Raw genomic sequence first — 24050 nt, 5'->3', positions numbered from 1 at the left:
TAGAGCATGATGGGGAGCGGTGGAATCCGGCAGTCGACGCCGGATCCCGTCGTCGCGATCGGCGTCAGGGGCAGTAGGGCAGGAGGGAGCGCCCGAAGGGGTCGTCCACGCCCAGCGGCGGCGTGAAGCCGTAATAGCTCGGATGCCCCAGGCCGTACTCGGAGCCGACGTAGCTTGGATCGTCCGGGGCGTTGGTCGGCACGGGCACCCGCCGGGGCGTGCAGCCCACCGGCACGCGACGGGACCGGACCGCGTAGACCGGCCGACGGTCGAGGCCGTCGTTGCGCGGGAAGAAGCGGGGGCTGCCTCCCACGCCCGCCTCGGCGCCGTAGCGGACGTCGAGATCGGCCGCCCGGCCCGGTACCGCGAGCAGCAGGACGAGTCCGAGCGCCGTCACCGCCCTGCGCGCCGTCTCCCGCATGCCGCCCCTGCGCCGCCTTCGTCTCTGTCGGAAGGCGACACCGTGCGACGGCAGGGTAAACGAGTGATTACCGCGGGATCACGTCAGCGGCACGACGAGGGCGTCCAGGACGGCGGCGAGATCGCCCTCGGTCAGCCGGATCTGCAAGCCGCGGCCACCGCCGTTGATGTGGATCTCGGTCGCCGGCTCGGTCAGGGATCCGGCGTCGATCGCGGTCGGGAAGGACCGCTTCTGTCCGAGCGGGCTGATCCCGCCGACATGGTAGCCGGTCAGCCGCTCGGCATCGGCCGGCTTGAGCATGGACGCGGCCTTGCCCGAGAAGGCGGCGGCGACCCGCTTCATCGACACCTCCCTGTCGGAGGCCACGAGCAGGCAGACTGTACGTCCGTCCACCGACGCCATCAGGGTCTTCAGCACGCGTCCCGGGTCCACCCCGAGCGCCTCCGCGGCCTGCAGGCCGATGCGCGGCGCGTCCGGATCGTAAGCGTAGACGTGGAGGCTGTACCGGATGCCGGCCTTGTCGAGGGCGAGCGTCGCGCGGGTCGTCTTGGAAAGTGTCTTGTTGGGCGTCTTGGCGGCTGTCTTCATGGTTCGTCCGGTCAGGTCGAATGGGCGCGCGCGGCGATGAGGCGGCCGATCTCCGCGTAGGCCGCCGCGCAGGTGTCGGGGGAGGCGGTCGATTCCGTGACGTAGACCGCCGCGAGGATCGGCGCGCGCCCCGGCGGCCGGAGGATCGCCACGTCGTTGACGGTGCCGTTGTCGCCGCTCCCGGTCTTGTCGCCCGCGATCCAGCCGGGCGGGAGGCCGGCCCGCAGGCGCTTCCGGCCGGTCTCGCAGGCGACCATCCAGGCCTCCAGCCGGGCGCGCGAGGCCGGCGACAGGACGGTTCCGAGGAGGACACGGCCCAGGGTCGCCTGCATGGCGTCCGGCGTGGTCGTGTCGCGCGGGTCGCCGGGCAACGCGGTGTTAAGGGTCGGCTCGGTCCGGTCGAGGCGGGTGACGGGATCGCCGGTGGTCCGCAGCCACGCGGTCAGCGCCTCGGGCCCGCCGAGATCCGCCAGGAGCAGGTTGGCGGCCGTGTTGTCGCTCCAGATCAGCGTGGCCGCGCACAGGTCCGCGACGCTCATCCGCCCGGTCCCGGCGCAGGCCTCCAGCGCCTTCCGGGTCACGGGCGCGTAGCTCAGGAGGTCCCCGGCCCCGTAGCTGACGACCCGGTCGAGGGTCTCGCGGCCGGCATCGACCCGCGCCAGGACCGCCGCCACCGCCAGCGCCTTGAAGGTGCTGCACATCGGGAAGCGCGCGTCGGCGCGGTAGGCGGCGAGGACGCGGTCCGCCGAGGCGGCCGCGATCCCGAGGCGGCCGCCGAGCCGGCGCTCGATGGCGGCCCAGTCCGGCTCGGCCTCCGCGGCGCGCGCGGACAGGACCGGGGACGCGGGGAGGGCGGCGGCGAGGGGCGCGGCGAGCAGGCCGAGGCCGACGGCGCGGCGGGTCCAGACGATCATGGCGCATCCCCGTTCGAGTTCGCGACGGCGCAAGCGGGTGCGGCGCATCGGCGCCGGGATGGTATAGGGCGACCGCGATTGTTTCACGTGAAACTCCGCCCCTCGCGCGGCCCTGTGGGACCATGACCGATACCGAAACGCTCTTCGCGCCGGCCAGCGGCTTCGGCCGGGCCGCCGTCGCGGTGATCCGCATCAGCGGCCCGGCCGCGCGCGACGCGCTCGTCGCCCTGGGCGGACGCCTGCCGCCGCCCCGCCGGCTGTCGCTGCGGAGCCTCCGGGATCCCCACGACGGCACCGAGCTCGACCGGGCGCTGGTGGCGTGGTTTCCCGGGCCCGACACCTACAGCGGCGAAGATATGGGCGAGCTGCATCTGCACGGCGGCGCGGCCGTGCGGATGCGCGTCCTCGCCACCCTCGCCCGCCTCCCGGGCTGCCGGGCCGCCGAGCCCGGGGCTTTCACCCGGCGGGCCGTCCTCAACGGGCGGATGGATCTCGCCGAGGCGGAGGCCGTCGCCGACCTGATCGACGCGGAGACCGAGGGCCAGCGCCGGCAGGCCCTGCGCCAGCTCGACGGCGCGCTCAGCCGGCAGGTGGCCGCGTGGCGCGCGGAGGCGATCGACTGCCTCGCTGCCGCGGAGGCCGCGCTGGACTTCGCCGACGAGGGGGACGTGGACGATGCCGGGCTCGACGCGGCGCTGCTCGACCGCGCCGCCCGCCTGCGCGACGCGATCGCCGCGGCGCTGCGCGACGGCCAGCGCGGTGAGCGCCTTCGTGACGGGTTCACGGTGGTGCTGGCGGGGGCTCCCAACAGCGGGAAATCGACCCTGCTGAACGTGCTGAGCCGACGGGACGTGGCCATTGTGTCGGACAGCCCGGGGACGACCCGCGATGCCATCGAGGTGCGGCTCGACCTCGGCGGCCTCCCGGTCCTGCTGGTCGACACGGCCGGGCTCCGCGAGACCGCGGAGCCGATCGAGGCGGCGGGCATCGTGCGGACGCGGGCGCGGATCGACACGGCCGATCTGCTGGTCGCCCTTGTGCCCCCCGGCGGCGGCGTCCCGGATCTCGGGCCGGCGCGCTGTCCGGTCCTGACCGTCCGGACCAAAGCCGATCTTTTTGCCGGCTCAGAACAGGCCGGGAATCCGGCCGACGTGGCGGTCTCGGCCCATACTGGTGCCGGCATGGGCGCCCTGCTCGATGCCATCCAGGCCGCGGCCGAGGACGGTCTCGGCACCGGCGACGCGCTGATCACCCGCGCCCGGCACAGGGCCGCGCTGGAGGCCTGCCTAGGCCATCTCGACCGCGTCTCGGGGAGTGCCGGCGGCCTGCCGGAGCTGGCCGCAGAGGATCTGCGGCTCGCGGTGCGGGCGCTCGGCGCGGTCGCGGGCCATGTCGGCGTCGAGGACGTCCTCGACCGGCTGTTCAGCGGGTTCTGCATCGGGAAATAGATTTAAAGCCGGCAACCAATCGAGCTGGAATCGGGCCCGACCCGGCGTCGCTACTGGGGGATCCGCAGGATCCGCGGCCGCCAGATCCCGAGCGCCACGTTCGCGGTCGCGACCGCCAGCAGGACCCAGAGGGTGCCGCGCTCGCCGGTCAGCGAGACGGCCAGCACCGCGGGATCGACGAGGCCCGCCAGCGCGCGGGCGCTCTGCTCCGCCTCCTGCTTCATCGGGCCCTGGACGTAGACCAGCCCACCCTCGAACATCAGGACGCCGGTGGCGAGCTTCACCCACGCCCAGCCGGCGTTGAGGAAGGCGCGGTTCAGCGCCATCGCCAGCAGGCCCGACATCAGCGTCACCGCCAGGGCGGGCAGGAAGATCCAGGTGGCGACCGCGCCCATCGCGCCCCGCGTCGCCGCGTAGCCCGCTAGGGCGGACGGCGCGGGCGACAGGCTCAGCATGACGACCAGGGACGCCATGGCCCCCAGCAGCCCCGCGGACCCCATCGTGTGGAGGAATTTCAGCAGGCGTCGCACGGCGTCTCACCCGGGCCGTTTCGGCGCAGCCTAGCGCGGGGCGTCGGGGGGCGATAGCGGCGCGCCGGTCGCAGGGCTTCCGGCCGGAACCCTCCGCCGTCCTCGGGAGCGCGGCGAAGCGATCCAGCAGCGCCGGGCCTCGCCGGGACGCGCTGTCCTCGGTCGCTTCGCTGCGCCCGCGAGGACGGAGCGGACCGTTAGCTCCGGAGGCCCGGCGCCTCCTGGCCGGTGCGGGCCACGTACTCGGTGTAGCCGCCGCCGTACTGGTGGATGCCCTCCGGCGTGACCTCGAGCACCCGGTTCGAGAGGGCGGCCAGGAAGTGCCGGTCGTGGGACACGAACAGCATCGTCCCCTCGTAATTGGCCAGCGCCTCGATCAGCATCTCCTTGGTGCCCATGTCGAGGTGGTTGGTCGGCTCGTCGAGCACCAGGAAATTCGGCGGGTCGTAGAGCATCAGCGCCATGACCAGCCGGGCCTTCTCGCCGCCCGAGAGCACCCGGCAGCGCTTCTCGACGTCGTCGCCCGAGAAGCCGAAGCAGCCGGCCAGCGCCCGCAGCGACCCCTGGCCGGCCTGCGGGAAGGAATCCTCCAGGGTCTGGAACACCGTGCGGTCGCCGTCGAGCAGGTCCATGGCGTGCTGGGCGAAGTAGCCGAGCTTGACGCTGCCGCCGACCGTGACCGAGCCGTCGTCGGGCGCGGTGGTGCCGGTGACGAGCTTGAGCAGCGTCGACTTGCCGGCGCCGTTGATGCCCATCACGCACCAGCGCTCCTTGCGCCGCACCGAGAAGTCGAGTCCCTCGTAGATCGTGCGGCTGCCGTAGCGCTTGTTCACGCCCTTGAGCATCACGACGTCGTCGCCCGAGCGCGGTGCCGGCTGGAATTCGAAGGCCACCGATTGCCGCCGCCGGGGCGGCTCGACGCGCTCGATCTTGTCGAGCTTCTTCACCCGGCTCTGCACCTGGGCGGCGTGGGAGGCCCGGGCCTTGAACCGCTCGATGAAGGCGATCTCCTTCGCCAGCATCGCCTGCTGGCGCTCAAACTGCGCCTGCTGCTGCGCTTCGTTGAGCTTCCGCTGGCCCTCGTAGAAGGCGTAGTCGCCCGAGTAGGTGGTCAGCGCGCCGCCGTCGATCTCGATGACCTTGGTGACGATGCGGTTCATGAACTCGCGGTCGTGCGAGGTCATCAGCAGGGCGCCGTCGTAGGCCTTCAGGAACGATTCGAGCCAGATCAGGCTCTCGATGTCGAGGTGGTTGGACGGCTCGTCGAGGAGCATCACGTCCGGGCGCATCAGCAGGATCCGCGCGAGCGCGACGCGCATCTTCCAGCCGCCCGAGAGGGCGCCAACGTCGCCGTCCATCATCTCCTGGCTGAAGCTCAGCCCGTCGAGCACCTCGCGGGCCCGGCCCTCCAGGGCGTAGCCGTCGAGCTCCTCGAACCGGGCCTGGACCTCGCCGTAGCGCTCGACCAGGGCGTCCATCTCGTCGGCGCGGTCCGGGTCGGCGAGCGCCGCGCCGAGCTCGGCGAGCTCGGCCGCGACCGCGCTCACCGGGCCGGCGCCGTCCATCACCTCGGTGACGACGCTGCGGCCCGACATCTCGCCGACGTCCTGGCTGAAATAGCCGATGGTGATGCCCCGGTCGGCCGCGACCTGCCCCTCGTCGGGCTGCTCCTGGCCGATGATCATCCGGAACAGGGTGGTCTTGCCGGCCCCGTTCGGGCCGACCAGGCCGACCTTCTCGCCCCGCTGGAGGGCGGCCGAGGCCTCGATGAAGACGAGCTGCCGCCCGTTCTGCTTGGTGATCTTGTCCAGGCGTATCATGGCGGCGGGCGCTGTCCGGGAGGTCGCTGTCCGGAAGGTGTCCGGGAGTATCCCGGCCGCTTACGGCATCGGCCGACGCGGCGCAAAGGCAGGGTGCCGCAGTGCGGGATAACGCTTGCGTCCGGCGCAGGCCTGGGCGCATCCCGGGACCCAGGATGAGGCTCGGCCGTTGCCCTGGGCAACATGAGGATCGCGATGCTGTTCGGTTGGTGGATGACGGGCATGGACATGGCCATGCTGGGGCTGGAGGCGCAGGGCGTCATCGCCCAGCGCATGGCGATGTTCGCCCTCGGCGGCCCCGCGGCCCAGGCCGAGGCGCAGCTCATGGTGACGGAGAAGATGCTGGCCGCCGGCGAGGCGGCCCTCATGCTCGCCGCAGGCGCCTCGAACGGCAAGGTGATCCGCAGCTACCGGCGGAAGGTCCAGGCGAACGCGCGGCGGCTGAGCCGGGGGTGAGGCCCGTGCCCGCCGGGTCTCGGCGCGCCGTCATCGCGGGCGCAGCGAAGCAATCCAGCGGCGCCACATCCGGCGACGTCACGTTACCCTGGGTCGCTTCGCTGCGCTCGCGATGACGGGGGCGGCTCGTGAAGCCGCGATCCGCCTTCAGTTATTGGCCGTCCGGAACGTGTCGCAGGACTTGGTCTGGCCGCTCTTGTAGCCGGCCATGAACCAGCGCTGGCGCTGGGCCGAGGAGCCATGGGTGAAGGAATCCGGCACCACGTAGCCCCGCGAGCGCTGCTGCAGCGCGTCGTCGCCGATCTGCGCGGCGGCGTTCAGCGCCTCGTCGATGTCGCCCTGCTCGAGCTCGGCGTACTTGTCGTTGGAGTTCTTGGCCCAGACGCCGGCGAGGCAGTCGGCCATCAGCTCGATCCGCACCGAGAGGGCGTTCGCCTCGGTCTTGCTGGAGGCCTGCTGCTGGCGCTGCTGGACCTTGCCGAGGATGCCGAGCACGTCCTGGACGTGGTGGCCGACCTCGTGGGCGATCACGTACGCGTAGGCGAAGTCGCCCTTCACGCCGAACTTCGAGGCCATCTCCTTGAAGAAGCCGGTGTCGAGATAGACCTTCTTGTCGAGCGGGCAGTAGAACGGGCCCATCGCGGCCTGGGCCGAGCCGCAGCCGGAGCGCGTGCCGCCGGTGTAGAGCACCAGCGTCGTCGGGGTGTACTGCTTGCCGGTCTGCTGCGGCAGGATCTGACTCCACACGTCCTCGGTGTTGCCGAGGATCTTGGAGGCGAACCGGCCGCTCTCGTCGGTCGGGGCCTGGCGCCGCTTGGCCTGGGTCTGCGGGTCGACCTGCTCCTGCTGGCCGCGGCCGCCGCCGCCGATCTGCTGGGCCCCGCCGATCAGGATCGCCGGGTTGATGCCCGTGAAGTAGCTGATGATCAGCAGCACCACGATGGTGCCGATGCCGAGCCCGCCGGCGCCGCCGCCGGGAAAGCCCATGCCGCCACCGCCGCCGCCCTCGCCCCGGCGATCCTCGACGTTGTCGGAGCTGCGTAGATCTTCCCAGCGCATGGTTGGGTCCCGCCATCGGTGCTGCGCCGGCCGCCTCGGGCGGGCCGGGATTGGCTGTGCGTCGTCGTGTCCGGCCGATGGCGCGCCAGCAGCGGGAACGAAGCTCTAATGGCGGGAGGGGAGAGCCGGTTCCGTCACTCCGGTCAAGCTCGCGGTCACGCTTTCCCGTCGAGGAGGGCGCGCAGGGACCGGAAGTCCCGCCACGCGAGGCGCTTCTGGACCGGCTGGCGCAGCAGGAAGGCCGGGTGGAGCGTGGCGAGCAGCTTCACCTCGCGGCTCGGCAACTTGTACGGGAAGAGGCGGCCTCGGGTCCGCAGGATGCCGTCCTTGGTGCCGGTCAGCGTCTGGGTCGCGGGCGCGCCGAGGCAGACGATGATGTCCGGGTCGACGAGCTCGATCTGGCGCTCCACGAACGGCCGGCACACCGCCACCTCCTGGGGGGTCGGGTTGCGGTTGCCGGGCGGCCGCCAGGGCACGATGTTTCCGATATAGGCGCTCGTCCGGTCGAGCCCGACCGCCTTCATCATCTTGTCGAGGAGCTGGCCCGAGCGGCCCATGAACGGCTTGCCGATCCGGTCCTCGTCGGCGCCGGGCGCCTCGCCGAGAAACATCACCCGCGCCTCGGGATTGCCGTCGGCGAAGACGAGGTTCTTCGCCGTGAACCGCAGCGGGCAGGCGTCGAAATCCGCGAGAATCCGCTCGAGTTCGTCGAGGGACTTGGCCTGCCCCGCCCGGGCGCGGGCGTCGCTCGCGGCCTCGTCGGGCTGGGCGCTGGCGGCGCGGCCGAAGGTGCGCGGCGCCGCGGTGGGCGCGGCCGTGCCCGGGGGCGCCGATCCGGGGGGCGGCACGAGCGTGTTGGCGACCGGGCTGACCGGCGGCTGCTCGGCGGCCCGGGGGGGCGCCCGGCGCGGCGGGCGCAGGGTAGGCGCGGGCGTGTCGGCCTCGTTGAAGCGGTCGTGCGGCTGCTCGTCGAGCGCCGCGTCGGCCCCGGCCTCCACGTGGAAGTCGAGATAGGCGATCAGGTCGGCTTGCGCGTCGGTGGGGCTCGGCATGGGACTCAGCATGTGGGATCGCCGGGGCCTGTGGACAACTCGCCGAATCGGTCCGGGTGGCAAGGACTTGCGTGACCGAACAGCGCGGCGCGGCGCAGCGCTGTGACGCCGTCCCCTGCGGCAAAGGGAACTTTGCCTTGAGCTTGAGCGTCGGCAACTTGCCTTTCTAGCTTGGAATCGCTTGAGACGGCATCAGGAAGGCCGGCCCGGCGACGAACCGGGCGCCGGAACAAGAAAAGGAACCCGAGGATGGCGCTGCCCGAACGCGAGAGCATGGATTTCGACGTGGTCGTGGTGGGCGCCGGCCCGGCCGGCCTCGCCACCGCGATCCGCCTGAAGCAGCGCGCCGCCGAAATCGGCGAGGAGATCTCGGTCGTCGTCGTCGAGAAGGGCTCGGAGGTCGGCGCCCACATCCTGTCGGGGGCGGTGATCGACCCGATCGGCCTCGACCGGCTCCTGCCGGAGTGGCGCCAGGACCCGGAGCGGCCGCTCAAGACGGAGGTGCAGCGCGACGAGTTCATGATGCTCACCAAGAACAGCGGCATCACCCTGCCGAACGTGTTCTTCCCCAAGCTCATGTCGAACCACGGCAACTTCGTCGGCTCGCTCTCGAACGTCTGCAAGTACCTCGGCGCCCAGGCGGAGGCGCTCGGCGTCGAGATCTACCCGGGCTTCCCGGCCTCCGAGGTGCTGTTCGACGCGAACGGCGCGGTGGCGGGCGTCGCCACCGGCGATCTCGGCATCGGCCGGTCCGGCGAGCCGCGCGAGGACTACACCCGCGGCATGGAGCTGCGCGCCAAGTACACGGTGTTCGGCGAGGGCGCCCGCGGCAACCTGACCAAGGGTCTGATCCAGCGGTTCGAACTCAACCGGCACAGCGACCACTTCAAGTACGGGCTCGGCGTGAAGGAGCTCTGGCAGCTCGCGCCCGGCAAGTTCGAGCCCGGGCTGGTGCAGCACACGATGGGCTGGCCGCTGCCCAACAAGGCCGGCGGCGGCTCCTGGCTCTACCACTTCGATGACCACCTGCTCTCGGTCGGCTTCGTCACGCACCTGAACTACGAGAACCCGACCCTGTCGCCGTTCGAGGAGTTCCAGCGCTTCAAGACCCACCCGATGATCGCCGAGACCTTCGAGGGCGCCAAGCGCATCGGCTACGGCGCGCGCGCCATCATGGAGGGCGGCTGGCAGTCGGTGCCCAAGCTGGTCTTCCCCGGCGGGTGCCTCGTCGGATGCTCGGCCGGCTTCGTGAACGTGCCGCGGATCAAGGGCTCGCACAACGCGGTGCTGTCCGGCATGCAGGCGGCCGACGCCATCGCGGACGCCCTGAAGGCGGGCCGCGCCGGCGACGAGCTCACCGCCTACGAGGCCGGATGGCGCGACAGCCCGATCGGGCAGGACCTGAAGGCGGTGCGCAACGTCAAGCCGCTCTGGTCCAAGTACGGCACGCTGGTCGGCGTCGGCCTGGGCGGGATCGACATGTGGGCGACCAGCATCCTCGGCGCCTCGCCGTTCGGCACGCTGTCCCACGGCAAGCCGGATCACGCCTGCCTCAAGCCGCTCTCGGAGGTGACGCCGATCGTCTATCCGAAGCCGGACGGCAAGCTGACCTTCGACCGGCTCTCCTCGGTCTACCTGTCGAACACCAACCACGAGGAGGACCAGCCGCCCCACCTGAAGGTCCGCGATATGGAGCTGCAGAAGCGCTCCGAGCACGACGTCTACGGCGGCCCGTCCGGCCGCTACTGCCCGGCCGGCGTCTACGAGTGGGTGGAGGATTCTTCAGCCAGCGACGGCGTGCGCTACCAGATCAACGCGCAGAACTGCGTCCACTGCAAGACCTGCGACATCAAGGATCCGAACCAGAACATCGACTGGGTGACGCCGGAGGGTCCGGGCGGGCCGAACTACCCGAACATGTGAGGTCAGCCCTCGGCCGAGGGGCCGAGGCTCACGTCTTTGCGAGCGCAACGAAGCAATCCAGTGAACCGCTCCGTGGGCAGACGTCCCGCCGCCCTGGGTCGCTTCGCTGCGCTCGCGATGACGGGACGGCCGACCAACCCGGCCTCAACCCCCGCGCCATCCTTTCGCCTTGCGGGGCTGGCGGGATGGGTTCAGTGTCCCCAACGTTTTTTCGGGGATGCCCCGCCATTCTCGCGCCCGGCCCCCGACGGGCCGGCGCCCAGGAGCCGCGATCGGTTCATGATGATGACACGCGCCCGCCGGAGCGTTTCGGCGCTCGCCCTGCTGCTCGCCGCCGGGCTCCCGCAGACCGTGCTCGCCGCGCAGCCGAAGGAATCGACCCCGGTGCTCGACTACGAGCCCGCGGACTCGCTCGAGGGCAACTTCCTCTCCGCCTACATCGCGGGCGCGTCGCGGGACACGGCGGCGGCGGCGACCTTCTACCGCGAGGCGGTGAAGGCCGACCCGCGCAACGCGGAACTCGTCGAGCGCGCCTTCATCTCGCTGCTGGCCGACGGCGCCCTGCCGGACGCGTTCCGCACCGCCGAGAAGCTGATCGCCCGCGATCCGACCAACGGCCTCGCCAACCTCTCCCTCGGGGTGCGCCAGATCAAGGCCGGCCAGTGGGCCGCCGCCCGCCAGAACTTTTCCCGGAGCGGCCGGGGCGCCGCCACGGACCTGACCGCGACGCTGCTCACCGCCTGGTCCTACGCGGGCGCCGGCGACAGCAAGAAGGCGCTGGAGACGGTCAACAAGCTCCGGGGCGAGCGCTACTACAACACCTTCCGGGACTACCATGCCGGCCTGATCGCCTCGGTGACCGGCGACAACGCCGAGGCCGAGCGCCGCCTCAAGGCCGCCTACGACGCCGACCACAACACCCTGCGCATCGTCGACGCCTACGCCCGCATGGAGGCCAGCCTCGGCCGCACCGACCTGGCGATCCAGGCCTATTCCGACTTCGATCAGCTCTCGCCGCGCCACCCGCTGGTGCGCGACGCCCTCGAGAAGCTGAAGGACGGCAAGCCGCTCACGCGGCTGATCGGCACCGCCCAGGAGGGCGCCGCCGAGGTGCTGTACGGGCTGGGCTCCGCCGGCTCGACCCAGGGCGACGAGCTGCCCGCGGTGATCTACCTGCGGCTCGCCCTCTACCTCGCCCCCGACCACGCGCTGGCCCGGCTGACGCTCGCCGACACGCTCGACCGGATGAAGCAGCCCGAGCGCGCCAACGAGGCCTACGCGCAGATCCCGGCCAATTCCCCGCTCAAGCTCAACGCCGACATCCAGATCGGCCTGAACCTGGAGCAGATGGGCAAGGGCGACGAGGCGCTGGCCCATCTCGACGCGGCGATGAAGGCCCACCCGGACGACATCGACGTCATCACCGCGCTGGGCAACGTGCAGCGCGCCCGCAAGAAGTACGAGGAGGCGGCGGCCACCTACACCCGCGCCATCGACCTGATCGGGAACCGGCCGCAATCCAGCTACTGGACGACCTACTATTTCCGCGGCACCGCCTACGAGCGCGCCAAGCAGTGGCCGAAGGCCGAGGCCGACCTGAAGAAGGCCCTGTCCCTGGTGCCGGCCAACCAGCCGGCCGCCAAGGCCCAGGTGATGAACTACCTCGGCTATTCCTGGGTCGACCAGAACATCAACATCGACGAGGCGTTCAAGCTGCTGCAGCAGGCCGCCGACGCGAGCCCGCGGGACGGCATGATCGTCGACAGCCTCGGCTGGGCCTATTACCGCCTCGGCCGCTGGGACGACGCGGTGCGCGAGCTGGAGAAGGCGGTCGAGCTGAAGCCCGGCGATCCGACCATCAACGACCACCTCGGCGACGCCTACTGGCGCTCGGGCCGGCGCCTCGAGGGCAAGTTCCAGTGGCAGCACGCCAAGGACCTGAACCCCGAGCCGGACGACCTCACCCAGATCAACGCGAAGTTGAAGGACGGGCTGCCCGACATCGAGAAGCCCACCGCCACCGCCGAGACGGTGCCGGCGCCGGTCGCCGCCCCGCACAATCCCGACAACCCGGAACTCCCGAAGGGCGCCCCCCAGCCGCACGAGGCGCCGGGCTCCGCCGACAAGGCCAAGAAGTCGGGGGGCTAGGCCTCCCGCCAAGTACCGCCTCGGGGCGGTGCGGCTGCCGCGCCGTCCCGACGATACGCGGGCCATTTCGGGACGCGAGGCCGCGAGATCCGGCCCGCGCCCGCCGCCCTGTCGCGGCTTCGGGCGCCCGCGCTGCGGCCCGGAGGCCGTAGGTCGAGCGACCTAATTGCCCACCGATCCGCGCCCGCTATCGTCGCGCCTCCGCAACGTTCCGGAGTGCGACGTGAGAGCGCTGAAGCCTGTCTGTGTCCTGCTGGCCCTCGCCTGCGCGGCGTCCGGGATCGGGGCCTATCCCGCGCGGGCGCAGGACGCGGCGGCGGCGCCGAAGGCCTTCGCGCTCGATTCCGTTCCCGTCTCGGACGCGCCGCTCGGTCGCTTTCCCTACTTCGCGCTGCCCGACGGCTACCAGCCGGTGAACCCGCCCGAGACGCGGGAATTCGGGCATTTCCTGTTCTGGACCGGCGCAGCGCTCCACGAGGTCGAAGGCAAGGTCTTCCAGTCCCTGATCGGTCCCAAGGACGGCAAGACCTACTCTGCCTACGAGCTGAAGAAGAACATCGAGGCCGTGCTGACGCAGGCCGGCGGCCGGAAGATCGCCGACGGCCGGATCCCCAACTCCGTGACGGAGACGCTGCCGGAGGAGATCCGGATCGGGATGTATGAGGGCCTGGGCGACGTCTACAACGTGCCCGCCCAGACCTGGGTGATCCGTCGGCCGGACCGGCAGATCTGGGTGCATTTCGTGCCCGACAGCTTCACCGCGGCCTGGACGATCCTCGAGACGAAGCCGTTCGTGCAGACCGCCGCCCTCCTGCCCGCCGAGCGGCTGAAGCAGGATCTCGACAAGACCGGGAAGGCGGTGATCCAGGTCAACTTCGCCACCGACAGGACCGAGATCCTGCCGGCCTCCGCCCCGCAGATCGACGCGGTGGCGGCCCTGCTGCGGACGGATCCCGGCCTGCGGCTCGCGATCAACGGCTACACGGACGGGACCGGGGCCGCTTCGCATAACCAGGCCCTGTCCGACGGCCGTGCCAGAGCGGTCATGGCGAGGCTCGTCGGCGCCGGCATCGCGAAGGACCGGCTGAAGGCCAAGGGCTTCGGTTCAGCCAGCCCGGTCGCCGCGGACGACAGCGAGGCGGGGCGGGCGCAGAACCGGCGCGTCGAGCTGGTCAAGTTCTGAGCGGCGCGGGCGCGCGAAGACCCCCGGCGGCCGGGCTCGGACGGACCATCCGGGAGCGCGCCGGCGTCGGAGCGGGGGACAGCGCGATCGACAAGAGTATTTTGTCCGCCAGCTCATAAAAATCGACGCGCATTTTCGCGAGCTTTGACGCACAGTGCGTGGCCGTTCGCGGGCGGCCACGCCGCGTCCCGCCCGGCAGGAGATTCGCACGGCAAGAGCCGGCGGGCGGGCACGTGCCCGCGACCCAGGGAGGAAGGCCCATGCCGTCAGACATCGAGATCGCCCGCGCCGCGACCCTGAAGCCGATCGCGCAGGTCGCCGAGAAGCTCGGCATCCCGGATGACGCGCTCCACAATTACGGCAAGCACATCGCCAAGATCGACCACGGCTACATCGCCGGGCTGGAGAGCCGGAAGCCCGGCAAGCTCGTGCTGGTCACCGCGATCTCCCCGACGCCCGCGGGCGAGGGCAAGACCACCACCACGGTGGGCCTGGGCGACGCCCTGAACCGCATCGGCGAGAAGACCATGATCTGCCTGCGCGAGCCCTCGCTCGGGCCGTGCTTCGGCATGAAGGGCGGCGCGGCCGGCGGCGGCAAGGCGCAGGTCGTGCCGATGGAGCAGATCAACCTGCACTTCACCGGCGACTTCCACGCCATCACGTCGGCCCACAGCCTCGCGGCCGCGCTGATCGACAACCACGTCTACTGGGCGAACGAGCTCAATATCGACGTCCGCCGCATCCACTGGCGCCGGGTCGTCGACATGAACGACCGGGCCCTGCGCGCGATCAACCAGTCGCTCGGCGGCGTCGCCAACGGATTCCCCCGCGAGGACGGGTTCGACATCACGGTGGCCTCCGAGGTGATGGCGGTGTTCTGCCTCGCCAAGGACCTCGCCGACCTGGAGGAGCGCCTCGGCCGGATCGTCATCGCCGAGACCCGCGACCGCAAGCTCGTCACCCTCAAGGACGTGAAGGCCACCGGCGCCATGACGGTGCTGCTCAAGGATGCCCTGCAGCCGAACCTCGTGCAGACCCTCGAGGGCAACCCGGCGCTGATCCACGGCGGCCCCTTCGCCAACATCGCCCACGGCTGCAACTCGGTGATCGCCACGCGGGCCGGCCTGCGGCTCGCCGACTACACGGTGACGGAGGCCGGCTTCGGCGCCGATCTCGGCGCCGAGAAGTTCCTGGACATCAAGTGCCGGCAGGCGGGCCTGACCCCCTCGGCCGTGGTGGTGGTGGCGACGGTCCGCGCCCTCAAGATGCACGGCGGCGTCGACAAGAAGAACCTCGGGTCCGAGAACATCGATGCCCTGGAGAAGGGTTTCGCCAATCTCGCCCGTCACGTCACCAACCTGCGCGGCTTCGGCCTGCCGGTGGTGGTCGGCGTCAACCACTTCCACGCCGACACCGACGCCGAGCACGCCAAGCTCAAGGACCTGTGCCGCGAGCGGCTCGACGTGGAGGCGATCACCTGCCGCCACTGGGCCGAAGGCGGTGCCGGGGCCGAGGAACTCGCCCGCGCGGTGGTCAAGCTCAGCCAGGCCGAGCCGGCGCCGATCCGCCACGCCTACGAGACCGAGAGCCGGCTCACCGACAAGATCCGGGCGATCGCCACCAAGCTGTACGGCGCCGCCGACATCCAGATCGAGACCAAGGCCGCCGGCAAGCTCGCCACCTTCGAGAAGGACGGCTACGGCCACCTGCCGATCTGCATGGCCAAGACCCAGTACTCCTTCTCCACCGACCCGACCCTGATGGGCGCCCCCGAGGGCCACATCGTCGGCGTGCGCGACGTCCGGCTCTCGGCCGGCGCGGGCTTCGTGGTGGCGATCTGCGGGGAGATCATGACCATGCCGGGCCTGCCCCGGGTGCCGGCCGCCGACACGATCCGGCTCGACGCCAACGGGCAGATCGACGGGCTGTTCTGAGAAACGTCGCACGGGGCTCGCCCACGGGCGGGCCCCGCCGTTCGTCGTTGCGAGCGGAGCGAAGCAATCCAGGGACACACCGCATCCGGAGATCGCGCGCTGCCCTGGGTCGCTGCGCTCGCGATGACGGAGCGGGTCGGATCAGGGGCCGCCCCTACGCGTCCCCGAACAAGTCCACTGCCAGCCGGGAATGCGCCTCGCGCAGCATCCCGGTATCGACTCCGAGCGGCTGCCCGTCGATCACCCGCCAGCGCCCCGCGACCATCACCCGGTCGGCCCGGGTGGCGCCGCACAGGACGAGCGCCGCCAGCGGGTCGTGGGCACCGGAGAAGCGCAGCTCGTCCAGGGTGAACAGGGCGAGGTCCGCCTCGCGGCCCGGCGCGATCCGGCCGATATCGGAGCGGCCGAGGCAGGCGGCCGAGCCCTCGGTCGCCCAGCGCAGGGCGTCGAGATGCGTCACGGCCTCCGCCCCGTAGGTGAGCCGGTTGATCATGAGGGCGTGGCGCACCCCCTCCATCAGGTTCGAGCTGTCGTTCGAGGCCGAGCCGTCGACGCCGAGGCCGACGGGCGCGCCCGCCGCCTCCAGCTCGCAGGTGCGGCAGCGGCCCGAGGCCAGGGTCATGTTCGAGGTCGGGCAGTGACAGACACCGACGCCGGCCGCGCCGAGCCGCGCGACCTCGGCATCGGTGAAGTGGATGCCGTGCGCGAGCCAGACCCGGTCGCTCAGCCAGCCGACCTCTTCGAGGTACTCCACCGGGCGGCAGCCGAACATCTGCTGGCAATAGGCCTCCTCGTCGCGCGTCTCGCCGAGATGGGTGTGCAGCCGGCACCCGCTGCGGGCGGCGAGCTCCGCGCTCGCGCGCATCAGGCGCTCGGTCACCGAGAAGGGCGAGCAGGGGGCGAGGGCGATCTGCACCATCGCCCCGGGGGCGGGATCGTGGAACAGGTTCAGCACCCGCTCGCAGTCCGAGAGGATCGCGTCGTCGTCCTGAGTCAGGGCCGCGGGCGACAGGCCGCCCGCCCGGTCGGACAAGCTCAGGGAGCCGCGGGTGAGCGCGGCCCGGATCCCGAGGTCGCGGGCCTCCGCGACCTGGATGTCCATCGACGCCTCGAGGCCCTTCGGGAACAGGTAGTGGTGGTCGCCCGCCGTGGTGCAGCCCGAGAGCAGCAGCTCGGTGAAGGCGACCCGCGTGGCGAGCCGGAACGCCTCCGGGGTGATCCGCCCCCAGACCGTGTAGAGCGCCTCCAGCCAGGGGAAGAGCGGCTTGTTGAGCGCCAGCGGATGGGCGCGGGTCAGCGTCTGGAAGGCGTGGTGGTGGGTGTTGATCAGCCCCGGGATGACCACGTGGCGCGACGCGTCGAAGGTCGCATCCACGGGCGCGGCGGGCCGCGCGCCCGCCGGCACGCACTCGACGATCCGGGTGCCCGCCACCACGATCCCGCCGCCGGCGGCCTCGGCCAGGACGGCGCGCGGGTCGCGGATCCAGAGGCGTCCCGATCCCGGTTCCCCTGCCTCGGCCATGCGCGTCCGCTCCCGTCGCCCGAGGGCCTGCGTAGCGGAGGCGTCGGACCGGGGGCAATCCCGCGGGTACACGCTTGAGGATCCGGGGCGGTCGGCGCCCCGGCCGCCCCGGCCAGGGTTGACGGGCCCCGGCCGCCTTGAGAAACGTCATGGGGACTGACCTATCACCCGTTGGGAGCGGCCGCGCCGTGACACGGACAGCCCCGCGCGAGGAGATGTTCGCGCCGAAACCCGTCCCGGGCGCCGCGCCGGCCGCCCTCGGCAGCGACGACCTGATCGAGCTCCTGTTCTTCGCCTACCGGGATTTCGTCGGCGATCCGGACAGGATCCTGGCCGATTACGGGTTCGGCCGCGCCCACCACCGGGTGCTGCACTTCGTCGACCGGTACCCGGGCCTGACGATCGCCGAGCTCCTCGACATCCTGCGCATCACCAAGCAGAGCCTGAACCGGGTGCTCAAGGACCTGATCGGGCAGGGCTACGTCGCGCAGAAGCCCGGTTCCAGCGACCGGCGCCAGCGCCTCCTGTACTGCACTGAGGCCGGCGCCGGGCTCGCGGCCGACCTGACGCGGGTCCAGGCCCGCCGCCTCGCCCGGGCGCTCGCGGCGCCGGATGCCCGGGGCTCCCCGGAGGACTTCCTGATGGCGATGATCGAGCCGGAGGACCGGCCGGCGGTCCAACGCCTGATGGCGCGGCGCGGGGGCGGGGCCGAGGGGCAGGTCGACGCGGAGGAGCCCGCGTGAGCCACGCCGCCCGGTCCGACCTGCCCGACGAGGCGCCCCACGTCCTCGTGGTCGACGACGACCGCCGCCTGCGCGAATTGCTCGCCCGCTACCTCACCGACCAGGGCTTCCGGGTCACCGCGGCGGCGAGCGCCGCGGAGGCGCGCGCCCGGGCCCAGAGCGTCGTGTTCGACGCCATGGTGCTCGACGTGATGATGCCCGGCGAGAACGGCTTCGACTACGCGCGCAGCGTCCGCGAGACCTCGCGCGTGCCGATCCTGATGCTCACGGCCCGCTCCAACCCGAACGACCGGGTGATGGGGCTGGAGATCGGCGCGGACGATTACCTGCCAAAACCGTTCGAGCCGCGGGAGCTGACGCTGCGGCTCAACAACATCATCAAGCGCAGCGTGCGGCCCCGCGCGGCCTCCGCCGAGGCCGTGACCTTCGGGCCCTTCGCGTTCCGGATCGACCGGGGCGAGCTGCGCCGGGACGACGAGCTGATCCGCATCACCGAGCGCGAGCGCGAGATCCTGACGATCCTGGCGACGGCGGGCGGCGCCAATGTCGAGCGCGAGCAGCTCGCCGGTCCGGGCGGCGCGGCGGCGGAGCGCACCGTCGACGTGCAGATCAACCGCCTGCGTCGCAAGACCGAGGTCGATCCCGCCAACCCGGTCTTCCTGCAGACTGTGCGGGGCGTCGGCTACCGGCTCGCGGTGGATTGAGCCGCCTGCGGGCCGCCGGGCGGCTCAGACCACCCGCGGCGTGTCGGGTTTCAGCTTGAGGGCCTTGGCGATCCGGGTGGACAGGCTCCCCACGATCGCGAGGCTGGCCGACGGGCCGGCGAGGGCGCGGACGGCCTCCACCGCCTCCTCGGCGCTGGGCTTCATCACCGCGTAGACCGTGGCGCCGGGCGCGGCGCCGGCGCCCTCCGCGGTGACGGAGACGAGGAAGGTCGTGTGGCGTCGCCGCGGGCGTCCAGGCATGGTCCAGCATTTGGCATGTCGGCTAACCATCACCAATGCCTGAGACCCGGAGCCGGCCGGGAAACCGCACGCACCCGGCACGATAACCCGTGCCGGGTCTCTCAGATCAGGGCAAGGTCGATGCCGGGAAGCCGCAGCCCGTCGAGGCGCGTGCGCCAGCGCTGACCGGAGGCGACGGGCAGCGCGTCCGTCAGCGTGCCCGTCGTGACGACAGTCCCGGCCGCGAGCGGTGGGGCCACCGGATCGTTAGCCAGCGCATCGACGAGGTGGGCCAGGGCCGCGAGCGGCCCCGTCCCGAGCACGCAGCCGCCACCGCCCCGGTCCGCGACGGCCCCGTCCCGCAGTAGCTCGACGGTGAAGCCCGCGAGCTCGCCGAGCCAGGCCGATCGCGCGTCCGCGGAGATCCGCACCCGCTCGCCCACCACCAGCAGCCCGTGCAGCCCGAAGGCCGCGACGGTGTCGGGCGCCGCGAAGCGCCAGCCCGGATAGAGCGACTGCACGATCTCGAAGCCGCTCGCCGCCCAGTCGAGGCAGGCGATCAGCGCCGCGGCATCCATGCCGGGCTCGGGCGCGCGCGCCAGCCCGAACACGATCTCCGGCTCGATCCGCGGCTCGACGAAGGCGGTGAGCGGCACCGGCCCCGACAGGGCGGCCCGGTCGCGCAGGGTCGTGTCGTAGACGTGCCCCCAGATCGGCGCGCGGACGCCGTAGCGCTCCCACAGGGTCGTGTTGGTGAAGCCGATCTTGTAGCCGACCGGCCGCTCGCCCCGCTCCCCGCGCAGGACCCGGACCGCCTCGGCCACCCGATAGGCCGCCGGCAGGTCGAGGGCCGGATCCCAGTCGGTCAGCGGCGCGATCGGGCGGCGATGCTCGTGCGCGGAGAGGATCGTGCGGGCATGGGCCGCGGCGGAGATCGGCTCGGTCATCGGCGCACGGCGTGAGGGCCGACGGGGCGGCACCCGCGCCGGGCCGCCTCCAGCGCGGCCGGCCGATCTTACCCGAGGTGACCGTCGCCGGGAACGCGCGCTCTGTCGCTGCGCCGCCGACGCTCGCCGGCCCGTCCCCTGCGCGGAGCGCGCTCCCGGGGCGTTCGCTCCCGGCCCCGCCGCCCGCAGCATATTTTCATTAGAGGAATACCAAAATACGTTTCTTAAAGATGTGTCATCGGAGGCACATACTGCTCACGGATCCGTGATAGCTGGGCATCGGCGCGTATCTTCGCCCAGTAATTCCTGTTTAGAGTCGGTACAATGTCGAGATATGTCAGTGACCGGGCCGGGTCGCGCGCGTTCGATCATGCGGAGAGGCTGCTCCGAATCGGGTTTGTATCGTCGACATCTATACTCACGCTCGGGGCGGCCGCGCTCGCCCAGCCCGCGCCCGCCACGGACATCGAGCTGTCCGAACTCAGCGTGACGGGCGAGGCGCGCGGGCGCAGCCTGAACAGCGACCTGTACGGGCGCGGCGGGGCCACCGGGCCGGTGCCCGGCTACGTCGCCAGCCGCAGTACGGTCGGCACGAAGACCGACACGCCGATCCTGGAGACCGCGCAGTCGGTGTCGGTCATCGGGCGCCAGCAGATCGAGGATCAGAACGCCCTGACCATCAACCAGGCGCTGCGCTTCACGCCGAGCGTCACCACCGAGCAGCGGGGCGGCGCCGGCTCGACGCGCCTGGAGCAGTTCTACATCCGCGGCTTCACCGCGCCGATCTTCCTCGACAACATGGCGCTGCCCGGTAACCGCGACGCCTTCCCCAGCGTCGATCCCTACCGCCTGGAGCGGGTCGACATCATCAAGGGGCCGGCCTCGGTCCTCTACGGGCAGTCCGGTCCGGGCGGCCTCGTCAACCTCGTCTCGAAGGTCCCGCAATTCGTCCGCCACGGCGAGATCTTCGTCCAGGGCGGCGGCTTCAGCGAGGTCCGCGGCGGCTTCGACGTCGGCGGCCCGATCGCGTCCGACATCCCGGGTCTCGCCGACCAGTTCGCCTACCGGGTCATCGGCCTCGGCTGGAACGGCGACGGCCCGGCCGTGACCACCAAGGTCGAGCGCGCCTTCATCAACCCGAGCCTCACGTGGCGGCCTTCCGCCGACACCTCGCTCACGGTCATCGCCAACTACCAGCGCGACCCGTTCTCGGGCTTCTACGGCGGCTTCCCGGCCGTCGGCACGGTGTTCCCGCGCAATTTCGGCAGCGGCGTCTTCGGTCGGCTGCCGGTGAACTTCTACGACGGCGACCGCACCATCGAGCGCTCCGATCGCACGCAGGCCTCCGTCGAGTACCTGTTCGACCACCGGATCACCGAGAACCTGCGCTTCCACTCGGCCGGCCGCTACCTGCGCTCGAACGGCGACTACCGCAGCGTGTTCACGACCTTCGGCGACGTCAACGGCCCGTACACGAGCGGCCCGATCATCGGCCGGTCGGTCGGCGGCACCCAGGTCGACATCGAAGCCTACACGATGGACAACAACTTCATCGCCGATTTCGACACCGGCCCGATCGCCCACACGGCGCTGCTCGGCGTCGACCACCGGACCTTCAGCACGCGGTCCGTCACCGGCCCGTTCCCGGCGACGACGAGCCTGAACGCCCTCGCCCCCGACCACGACCTGCCGATCCGGTTCCCCGCCTTCACGTCGACCTCGCGGATCGACGCGCAGCAGACCGGCGTGTACTTCCAGGATCAGGCGAAGTTCGACCGCTTCATCCTGACGCTCGGCGGCCGCTACGACACCGCCCGGCAGACCGGCCCGACCCGCACCTTCGCGCCGAACGGGCTGACCATCCAGGACGTCCCGGCCGAGGCCTTCACCGGCCGCGCCAGCCTGCTCTACCTGTTCGACAGCGGCGTCGCCCCGTACGTCTCCTACAGCGAGGCGTTCGAGCCGATCGTCAACGGGCGGATCTTCGACGCCGCCTTCGGCTCGGCCGGGCGCATCCCCGTCCCGATCGCCAGCAACCAGTACGAGGCCGGCATCAAGTACCAGCCGCCCGGCACCGACATCCTACTGACCACCGCGTTCTTCGACATCCGCCGCTCGAACGCCACCACCACCGACCCGGTCAATCCCGGCTTCGTCGTGCAGACCGGCGAGGTCGGCGTGCAGGGCGTCGAGTTCGAGGCGCGGGCCACCCTTGCCGAGGGCCTCAGCCTGATCGGCGGCTTCTCGCTCCTCGACATCCGCAACGTCCGCGACACCGGCTTCACCACGAACGACCTGACCCGCCGGCAGGTGCCACTCCAGGGCCTGCGGCCGGTGCAGGTGCCGGACACGACGGCCTCGCTGTTCGTCGACTACCGCTTCACCGACGGCCCGTTCATCGGCCTCGGCCTCGGCGGCGGCGTGCGCTACCTCGGCCCGTCCTGGGGCGATCCCGCCAACACGTTCCAGGTGCCCGAGAGCGTGCTGGTCGACGCCGTCGCCTCCTACGACATGAAGCACCTCGACCCGCGGCTCGCCGGCCTCAGCGCGCAGATCAACGTGCAGAACCTGCTCGACGAGCGCTACGTGACCGGCTGCTTCACCTACTCGGGCTGCTATTACGGCCTGCCGCGCACGGTCTACGCGACCCTGCGCTACCGCTGGTGAGGCGGCCGCCGTGGGCAAGACCTTCCGGCAGTCGATGGCGTGGCTCCACGCCTGGTCGGGCCTCGTCGTCGGCTGGGTGCTGTTCGCCGTCTTCGTGACGGGCACGGCGAGCTACTACCGGCCCGAGATCTCGCAGTGGATGCGGCCCGAGCTCCGCACCGACCGGACCTTCGGGCCGGCGGAGCTCGCGGCGGCGGCCGAGCGCGGCGTCGCCCACCTGCAGGCCCATGCGGGCGGCGCGCGGACGTGGTTCCTCGCGCTGCCGCGGCCGGACCGGCCGGTGCTGGAGCTGTTCTGGCGGACCGGCCCGGGCCGCCCGCCCGGCCACGTCCTCTTGGATCCCGACAGCGGCGCGCCGGCGGCGGTGCGGGCGACGCGCGGCGGCGACTTCCTCTACCGCTTCCACTTCGAGCTGAACCTGCCGCCGCTCTGGGGCCGCTGGATCGTCGGCGCCTGCGCGATGATCATGCTGGTGGCGCTGATCTCGGGGATCGTCACCCACCGGCGCATCTTCGCCGACTTCTTCACCTTCCGCCGGGACAAGTCCGCCCAGCGGGGCTGGCTCGACGCGCACAACGTCACGGGCGTGCTCGCCCTGCCGTTCCACCTGATGATCACCTATACCGGGCTCGCCACCCTCATGGTGATGTACGTGCCCTGGGGCCTGAACACGGCCTATCGCGGCGACAGCCAGCGCTACTTCGCCGAGTCCGGCCAGATCACCGCGCCGCGCCCGCCCGCCGGCCAGCCCGGCACGCTCGTGCCGGTCGGGCCGCTGGTGGTCCGCGCCCTGGCGATGCGGCCGGAACCCCTGGAGCGGATCACGGTGGTCAACCCGGCGGACGCGCGCGCCACCGTGGTGGCGGTGTTCGAGGAGCCGCACGGCCTCTCCCACGAGCACCCGCAGATCGCCTTCGACGGCGTGACGGGCGCGGTCCTGGAGGTGCGCGCGGGCGGCCTGCGGCCGGCGACCAAGACGTTCACCGCGATGGTCGGCCTGCACGAGGCGCACTTCGCCGGCCCGGCCCTGCGGGTGCTGTTCTTCCTGTGCGGCCTCGCCGGCAGCGCCATGGTGGCGACCGGGCTGCTGCTCTGGGCGGTGGCGCGCCTGCCCAAGGGGGACGCGCCCCGGGGCTTCGGCCTGCGCCTCGTCCAGGGCCTGAACGTCGCGACGATCGCCGGCCTGCCCGCGGCCGTCGCCGCCTATTTCCTTGCCAACCGGCTGCTCCCCGCCGCGCTGCCCGCGCGGGCGGAGTGGGAGGTCGGGGCCTTCTTCGCCGTCTGGCTTCTCGTCGCCGTGGCGGCGCTCCTGCGCCCGGCCGGGCGGGTCTGGCCGGAGACGCTGACGGCGGCGGCCGCGTTGTACGGCGCCGTCGCGGCCGCGGATGTCGGGCGCCTCGTCGCGCTCCGGCTCGGCGGCGACGCGCCGGTCGAGCCGGTCTTCCTCGCCTTCGACGGCGCGATGCTGGCCCTCGCCGCCCTCATCCTGCTCGCGGTCCGCACGATCGCGCGGCGCGGCGGAGCGTCCCGCGGCCCCGCAAAGGCCGCCGGGCTCTCGATCGCGGGGCACGCGCGGCGGGACCAGGCCCGGCCCGGTATGCCGGTACCGGGAGATCGGGAGCCGATATGATAAAATTGAACTGGTATATTGAACCCAGTGCGGCGAATTAATTCAAAATAACTCCCGAAGCCTGACATATATCGGATGCGCGTCGACTGTATCTGTGCAGAATGGTTCGGCCGGCATGCCA

The 24050-nt window shown here is 71.7% G+C and carries 20 protein-coding genes; 10 read left to right on the top strand and 10 right to left on the bottom strand.

What is annotated here, in order from left to right; genetic code table 11:
- Nucleotides 1–64: 64 nt before the first annotated feature.
- From BM314_RS24130 to bla, 3 genes are all read right to left on the bottom strand, one after another.
- Nucleotides 65–421, bottom strand: a complete 357-nt coding sequence (locus tag BM314_RS24130) for a hypothetical protein (protein ID WP_020094302.1) — start codon at nt 419–421, stop codon at nt 65–67.
- Between the two features lie 78 nt (nt 422–499).
- Nucleotides 500–1009 (bottom strand): aminoacyl-tRNA deacylase, encoded by a 510-nt coding sequence (locus BM314_RS24125; protein WP_091980755.1) that lies wholly within the window; start codon nt 1007–1009, stop codon nt 500–502.
- Nucleotides 1010–1020: 11 nt separating this feature from the next.
- Nucleotides 1021–1923, bottom strand: a complete 903-nt coding sequence (bla, locus tag BM314_RS24120; RefSeq protein WP_091980753.1) for a class A beta-lactamase — start codon at nt 1921–1923, stop codon at nt 1021–1023.
- A 122-nt stretch (nt 1924–2045) separates the two neighbouring features.
- Between bla and mnmE the strand changes: the two genes are divergently transcribed.
- A complete protein-coding gene (gene mnmE / locus BM314_RS24115; RefSeq protein WP_091980750.1) occupies nt 2046–3371 on the top strand; it encodes a tRNA uridine-5-carboxymethylaminomethyl(34) synthesis GTPase MnmE in 1326 nt (441 codons plus the stop codon).
- A 50-nt stretch (nt 3372–3421) separates the two neighbouring features.
- On the opposite strand, the gene BM314_RS24110 is transcribed toward mnmE, so the two are convergent.
- Together BM314_RS24110 and BM314_RS24105 are read right to left on the bottom strand one after the other, a co-directional pair.
- Nucleotides 3422–3901, bottom strand: a complete 480-nt coding sequence (locus tag BM314_RS24110; protein WP_026605110.1) for a hypothetical protein — start codon at nt 3899–3901, stop codon at nt 3422–3424.
- Between the two features lie 197 nt (nt 3902–4098).
- Complete coding sequence (locus tag BM314_RS24105) at nt 4099–5721, bottom strand: ABC-F family ATP-binding cassette domain-containing protein (protein ID WP_091682716.1); 1623 nt, start codon at nt 5719–5721, stop codon at nt 4099–4101.
- Between the two features lie 195 nt (nt 5722–5916).
- On the opposite strand from BM314_RS24105, the gene BM314_RS24100 reads away from it, so the two are divergent.
- Nucleotides 5917–6177 (top strand): hypothetical protein, encoded by a 261-nt coding sequence (locus tag BM314_RS24100; RefSeq protein WP_020094308.1) that lies wholly within the window; start codon nt 5917–5919, stop codon nt 6175–6177.
- A 147-nt stretch (nt 6178–6324) separates the two neighbouring features.
- Here the strand turns inward: BM314_RS24100 and BM314_RS24095 are convergent, their stop codons facing one another.
- Both BM314_RS24095 and BM314_RS24090 read right to left on the bottom strand, forming a co-directional pair.
- Nucleotides 6325–7236, bottom strand: coding sequence for a KPN_02809 family neutral zinc metallopeptidase (locus BM314_RS24095; protein ID WP_091980749.1), 912 nt, complete (start codon nt 7234–7236; stop codon nt 6325–6327).
- Nucleotides 7237–7391: 155 nt separating this feature from the next.
- Nucleotides 7392–8300 (bottom strand): uracil-DNA glycosylase, encoded by a 909-nt coding sequence (locus BM314_RS24090; RefSeq protein ID WP_091980746.1) that lies wholly within the window; start codon nt 8298–8300, stop codon nt 7392–7394.
- Between the two features lie 237 nt (nt 8301–8537).
- On the opposite strand from BM314_RS24090, the gene BM314_RS24085 reads away from it, so the two are divergent.
- The 4 genes from BM314_RS24085 (at nt 8538) to BM314_RS24070 (ending at nt 15476) form a co-directional block, all read left to right on the top strand.
- Nucleotides 8538–10211, top strand: coding sequence for an electron transfer flavoprotein-ubiquinone oxidoreductase (locus BM314_RS24085; protein WP_091980744.1), 1674 nt, complete (start codon nt 8538–8540; stop codon nt 10209–10211).
- 279 nt (nt 10212–10490) lie between these two features.
- A complete protein-coding gene (locus BM314_RS24080; RefSeq protein WP_091980742.1) occupies nt 10491–12359 on the top strand; it encodes a tetratricopeptide repeat protein in 1869 nt (622 codons plus the stop codon).
- Between the two features lie 223 nt (nt 12360–12582).
- A complete protein-coding gene (locus BM314_RS24075; protein WP_091980740.1) occupies nt 12583–13542 on the top strand; it encodes an OmpA family protein in 960 nt (319 codons plus the stop codon).
- A gap of 260 nt (nt 13543–13802) precedes the next feature.
- Nucleotides 13803–15476: a formate--tetrahydrofolate ligase gene (locus BM314_RS24070; RefSeq protein ID WP_020094314.1), complete on the top strand. Its 1674-nt coding sequence runs from the start codon at nt 13803–13805 to the stop codon at nt 15474–15476.
- Nucleotides 15477–15630: 154 nt separating this feature from the next.
- Here the strand turns inward: BM314_RS24070 and BM314_RS24065 are convergent, their stop codons facing one another.
- Nucleotides 15631–16998, bottom strand: coding sequence for an 8-oxoguanine deaminase (locus tag BM314_RS24065; protein ID WP_091980737.1), 1368 nt, complete (start codon nt 16996–16998; stop codon nt 15631–15633).
- A 215-nt stretch (nt 16999–17213) separates the two neighbouring features.
- Between BM314_RS24065 and BM314_RS24060 the strand changes: the two genes are divergently transcribed.
- Entirely contained in the window at nt 17214–17741 is a 528-nt protein-coding gene (locus BM314_RS24060; protein ID WP_020094317.1) for a MarR family winged helix-turn-helix transcriptional regulator, read from the top strand.
- A complete protein-coding gene (locus BM314_RS24055; protein WP_020094318.1) occupies nt 17738–18445 on the top strand; it encodes a response regulator in 708 nt (235 codons plus the stop codon). The genes BM314_RS24060 and BM314_RS24055 overlap by 4 nt, the downstream gene beginning before the upstream one ends.
- A gap of 24 nt (nt 18446–18469) precedes the next feature.
- Here BM314_RS24055 and BM314_RS24050 read toward each other — a convergent pair whose 3' ends face one another.
- Together BM314_RS24050 and BM314_RS24045 are read right to left on the bottom strand one after the other, a co-directional pair.
- On the bottom strand, nt 18470–18706 hold the full coding sequence (locus BM314_RS24050) for a hypothetical protein (RefSeq protein WP_091927668.1): 237 nt from the start codon (nt 18704–18706) through the stop codon (nt 18470–18472).
- A 101-nt stretch (nt 18707–18807) separates the two neighbouring features.
- Complete coding sequence (locus tag BM314_RS24045; protein ID WP_091980736.1) at nt 18808–19632, bottom strand: 2-keto-4-pentenoate hydratase; 825 nt, start codon at nt 19630–19632, stop codon at nt 18808–18810.
- Between the two features lie 324 nt (nt 19633–19956).
- On the opposite strand from BM314_RS24045, the gene BM314_RS24040 reads away from it, so the two are divergent.
- Together BM314_RS24040 and BM314_RS24035 are read left to right on the top strand one after the other, a co-directional pair.
- Nucleotides 19957–22299: a TonB-dependent siderophore receptor gene (locus BM314_RS24040; protein WP_091980732.1), complete on the top strand. Its 2343-nt coding sequence runs from the start codon at nt 19957–19959 to the stop codon at nt 22297–22299.
- Nucleotides 22300–22309: 10 nt separating this feature from the next.
- Nucleotides 22310–23929 (top strand): PepSY-associated TM helix domain-containing protein, encoded by a 1620-nt coding sequence (locus BM314_RS24035; RefSeq protein ID WP_091980730.1) that lies wholly within the window; start codon nt 22310–22312, stop codon nt 23927–23929.
- Nucleotides 23930–24050 lie beyond the last annotated feature (121 nt).

Source organism: Methylobacterium sp. 13MFTsu3.1M2, from assembly GCF_900112625.1.
In the GTDB taxonomy this organism is placed as follows: domain Bacteria; phylum Pseudomonadota; class Alphaproteobacteria; order Rhizobiales; family Beijerinckiaceae; genus Methylobacterium.
The sequence above is the reverse complement of the archived record's forward strand: the minus strand, read 5'-3'. Positions and strand labels throughout refer to the sequence as shown.

Bases quoted from the DNA above. Each gene is read 5' to 3' on its own strand.
- BM314_RS24095 (WP_091980749.1), bottom strand. From the start codon at position 7,236: ATGCGCTGGGAAGATCTACGCAGCTCCGACAACGTCGAGGATCGCCGG.
- BM314_RS24040 (WP_091980732.1), top strand. From the start codon at position 19,957: ATGTCGAGATATGTCAGTGACCGGGCCGGGTCGCGCGCGTTCGATCAT.
- BM314_RS24060 (WP_020094317.1), top strand. From the start codon at position 17,214: ATGTTCGCGCCGAAACCCGTCCCGGGCGCCGCGCCGGCCGCCCTCGGC.
- mnmE (WP_091980750.1), top strand. From the start codon at position 2,046: ATGACCGATACCGAAACGCTCTTCGCGCCGGCCAGCGGCTTCGGCCGG.
- BM314_RS24090 (WP_091980746.1), bottom strand. From the start codon at position 8,300: ATGCTGAGTCCCATGCCGAGCCCCACCGACGCGCAAGCCGACCTGATC.
- BM314_RS24050 (WP_091927668.1), bottom strand. From the start codon at position 18,706: ATGCCTGGACGCCCGCGGCGACGCCACACGACCTTCCTCGTCTCCGTC.
- BM314_RS24130 (WP_020094302.1), bottom strand. From the start codon at position 421: ATGCGGGAGACGGCGCGCAGGGCGGTGACGGCGCTCGGACTCGTCCTG.
- BM314_RS24080 (WP_091980742.1), top strand. From the start codon at position 10,491: ATGATGATGACACGCGCCCGCCGGAGCGTTTCGGCGCTCGCCCTGCTG.
- BM314_RS24100 (WP_020094308.1), top strand. From the start codon at position 5,917: ATGCTGTTCGGTTGGTGGATGACGGGCATGGACATGGCCATGCTGGGG.
- BM314_RS24045 (WP_091980736.1), bottom strand. From the start codon at position 19,632: ATGACCGAGCCGATCTCCGCCGCGGCCCATGCCCGCACGATCCTCTCC.
- BM314_RS24065 (WP_091980737.1), bottom strand. From the start codon at position 16,998: ATGGCCGAGGCAGGGGAACCGGGATCGGGACGCCTCTGGATCCGCGAC.
- bla (WP_091980753.1), bottom strand. From the start codon at position 1,923: ATGATCGTCTGGACCCGCCGCGCCGTCGGCCTCGGCCTGCTCGCCGCG.
- BM314_RS24125 (WP_091980755.1), bottom strand. From the start codon at position 1,009: ATGAAGACAGCCGCCAAGACGCCCAACAAGACACTTTCCAAGACGACC.
- BM314_RS24085 (WP_091980744.1), top strand. From the start codon at position 8,538: ATGGCGCTGCCCGAACGCGAGAGCATGGATTTCGACGTGGTCGTGGTG.
- BM314_RS24070 (WP_020094314.1), top strand. From the start codon at position 13,803: ATGCCGTCAGACATCGAGATCGCCCGCGCCGCGACCCTGAAGCCGATC.
- BM314_RS24105 (WP_091682716.1), bottom strand. From the start codon at position 5,721: ATGATACGCCTGGACAAGATCACCAAGCAGAACGGGCGGCAGCTCGTC.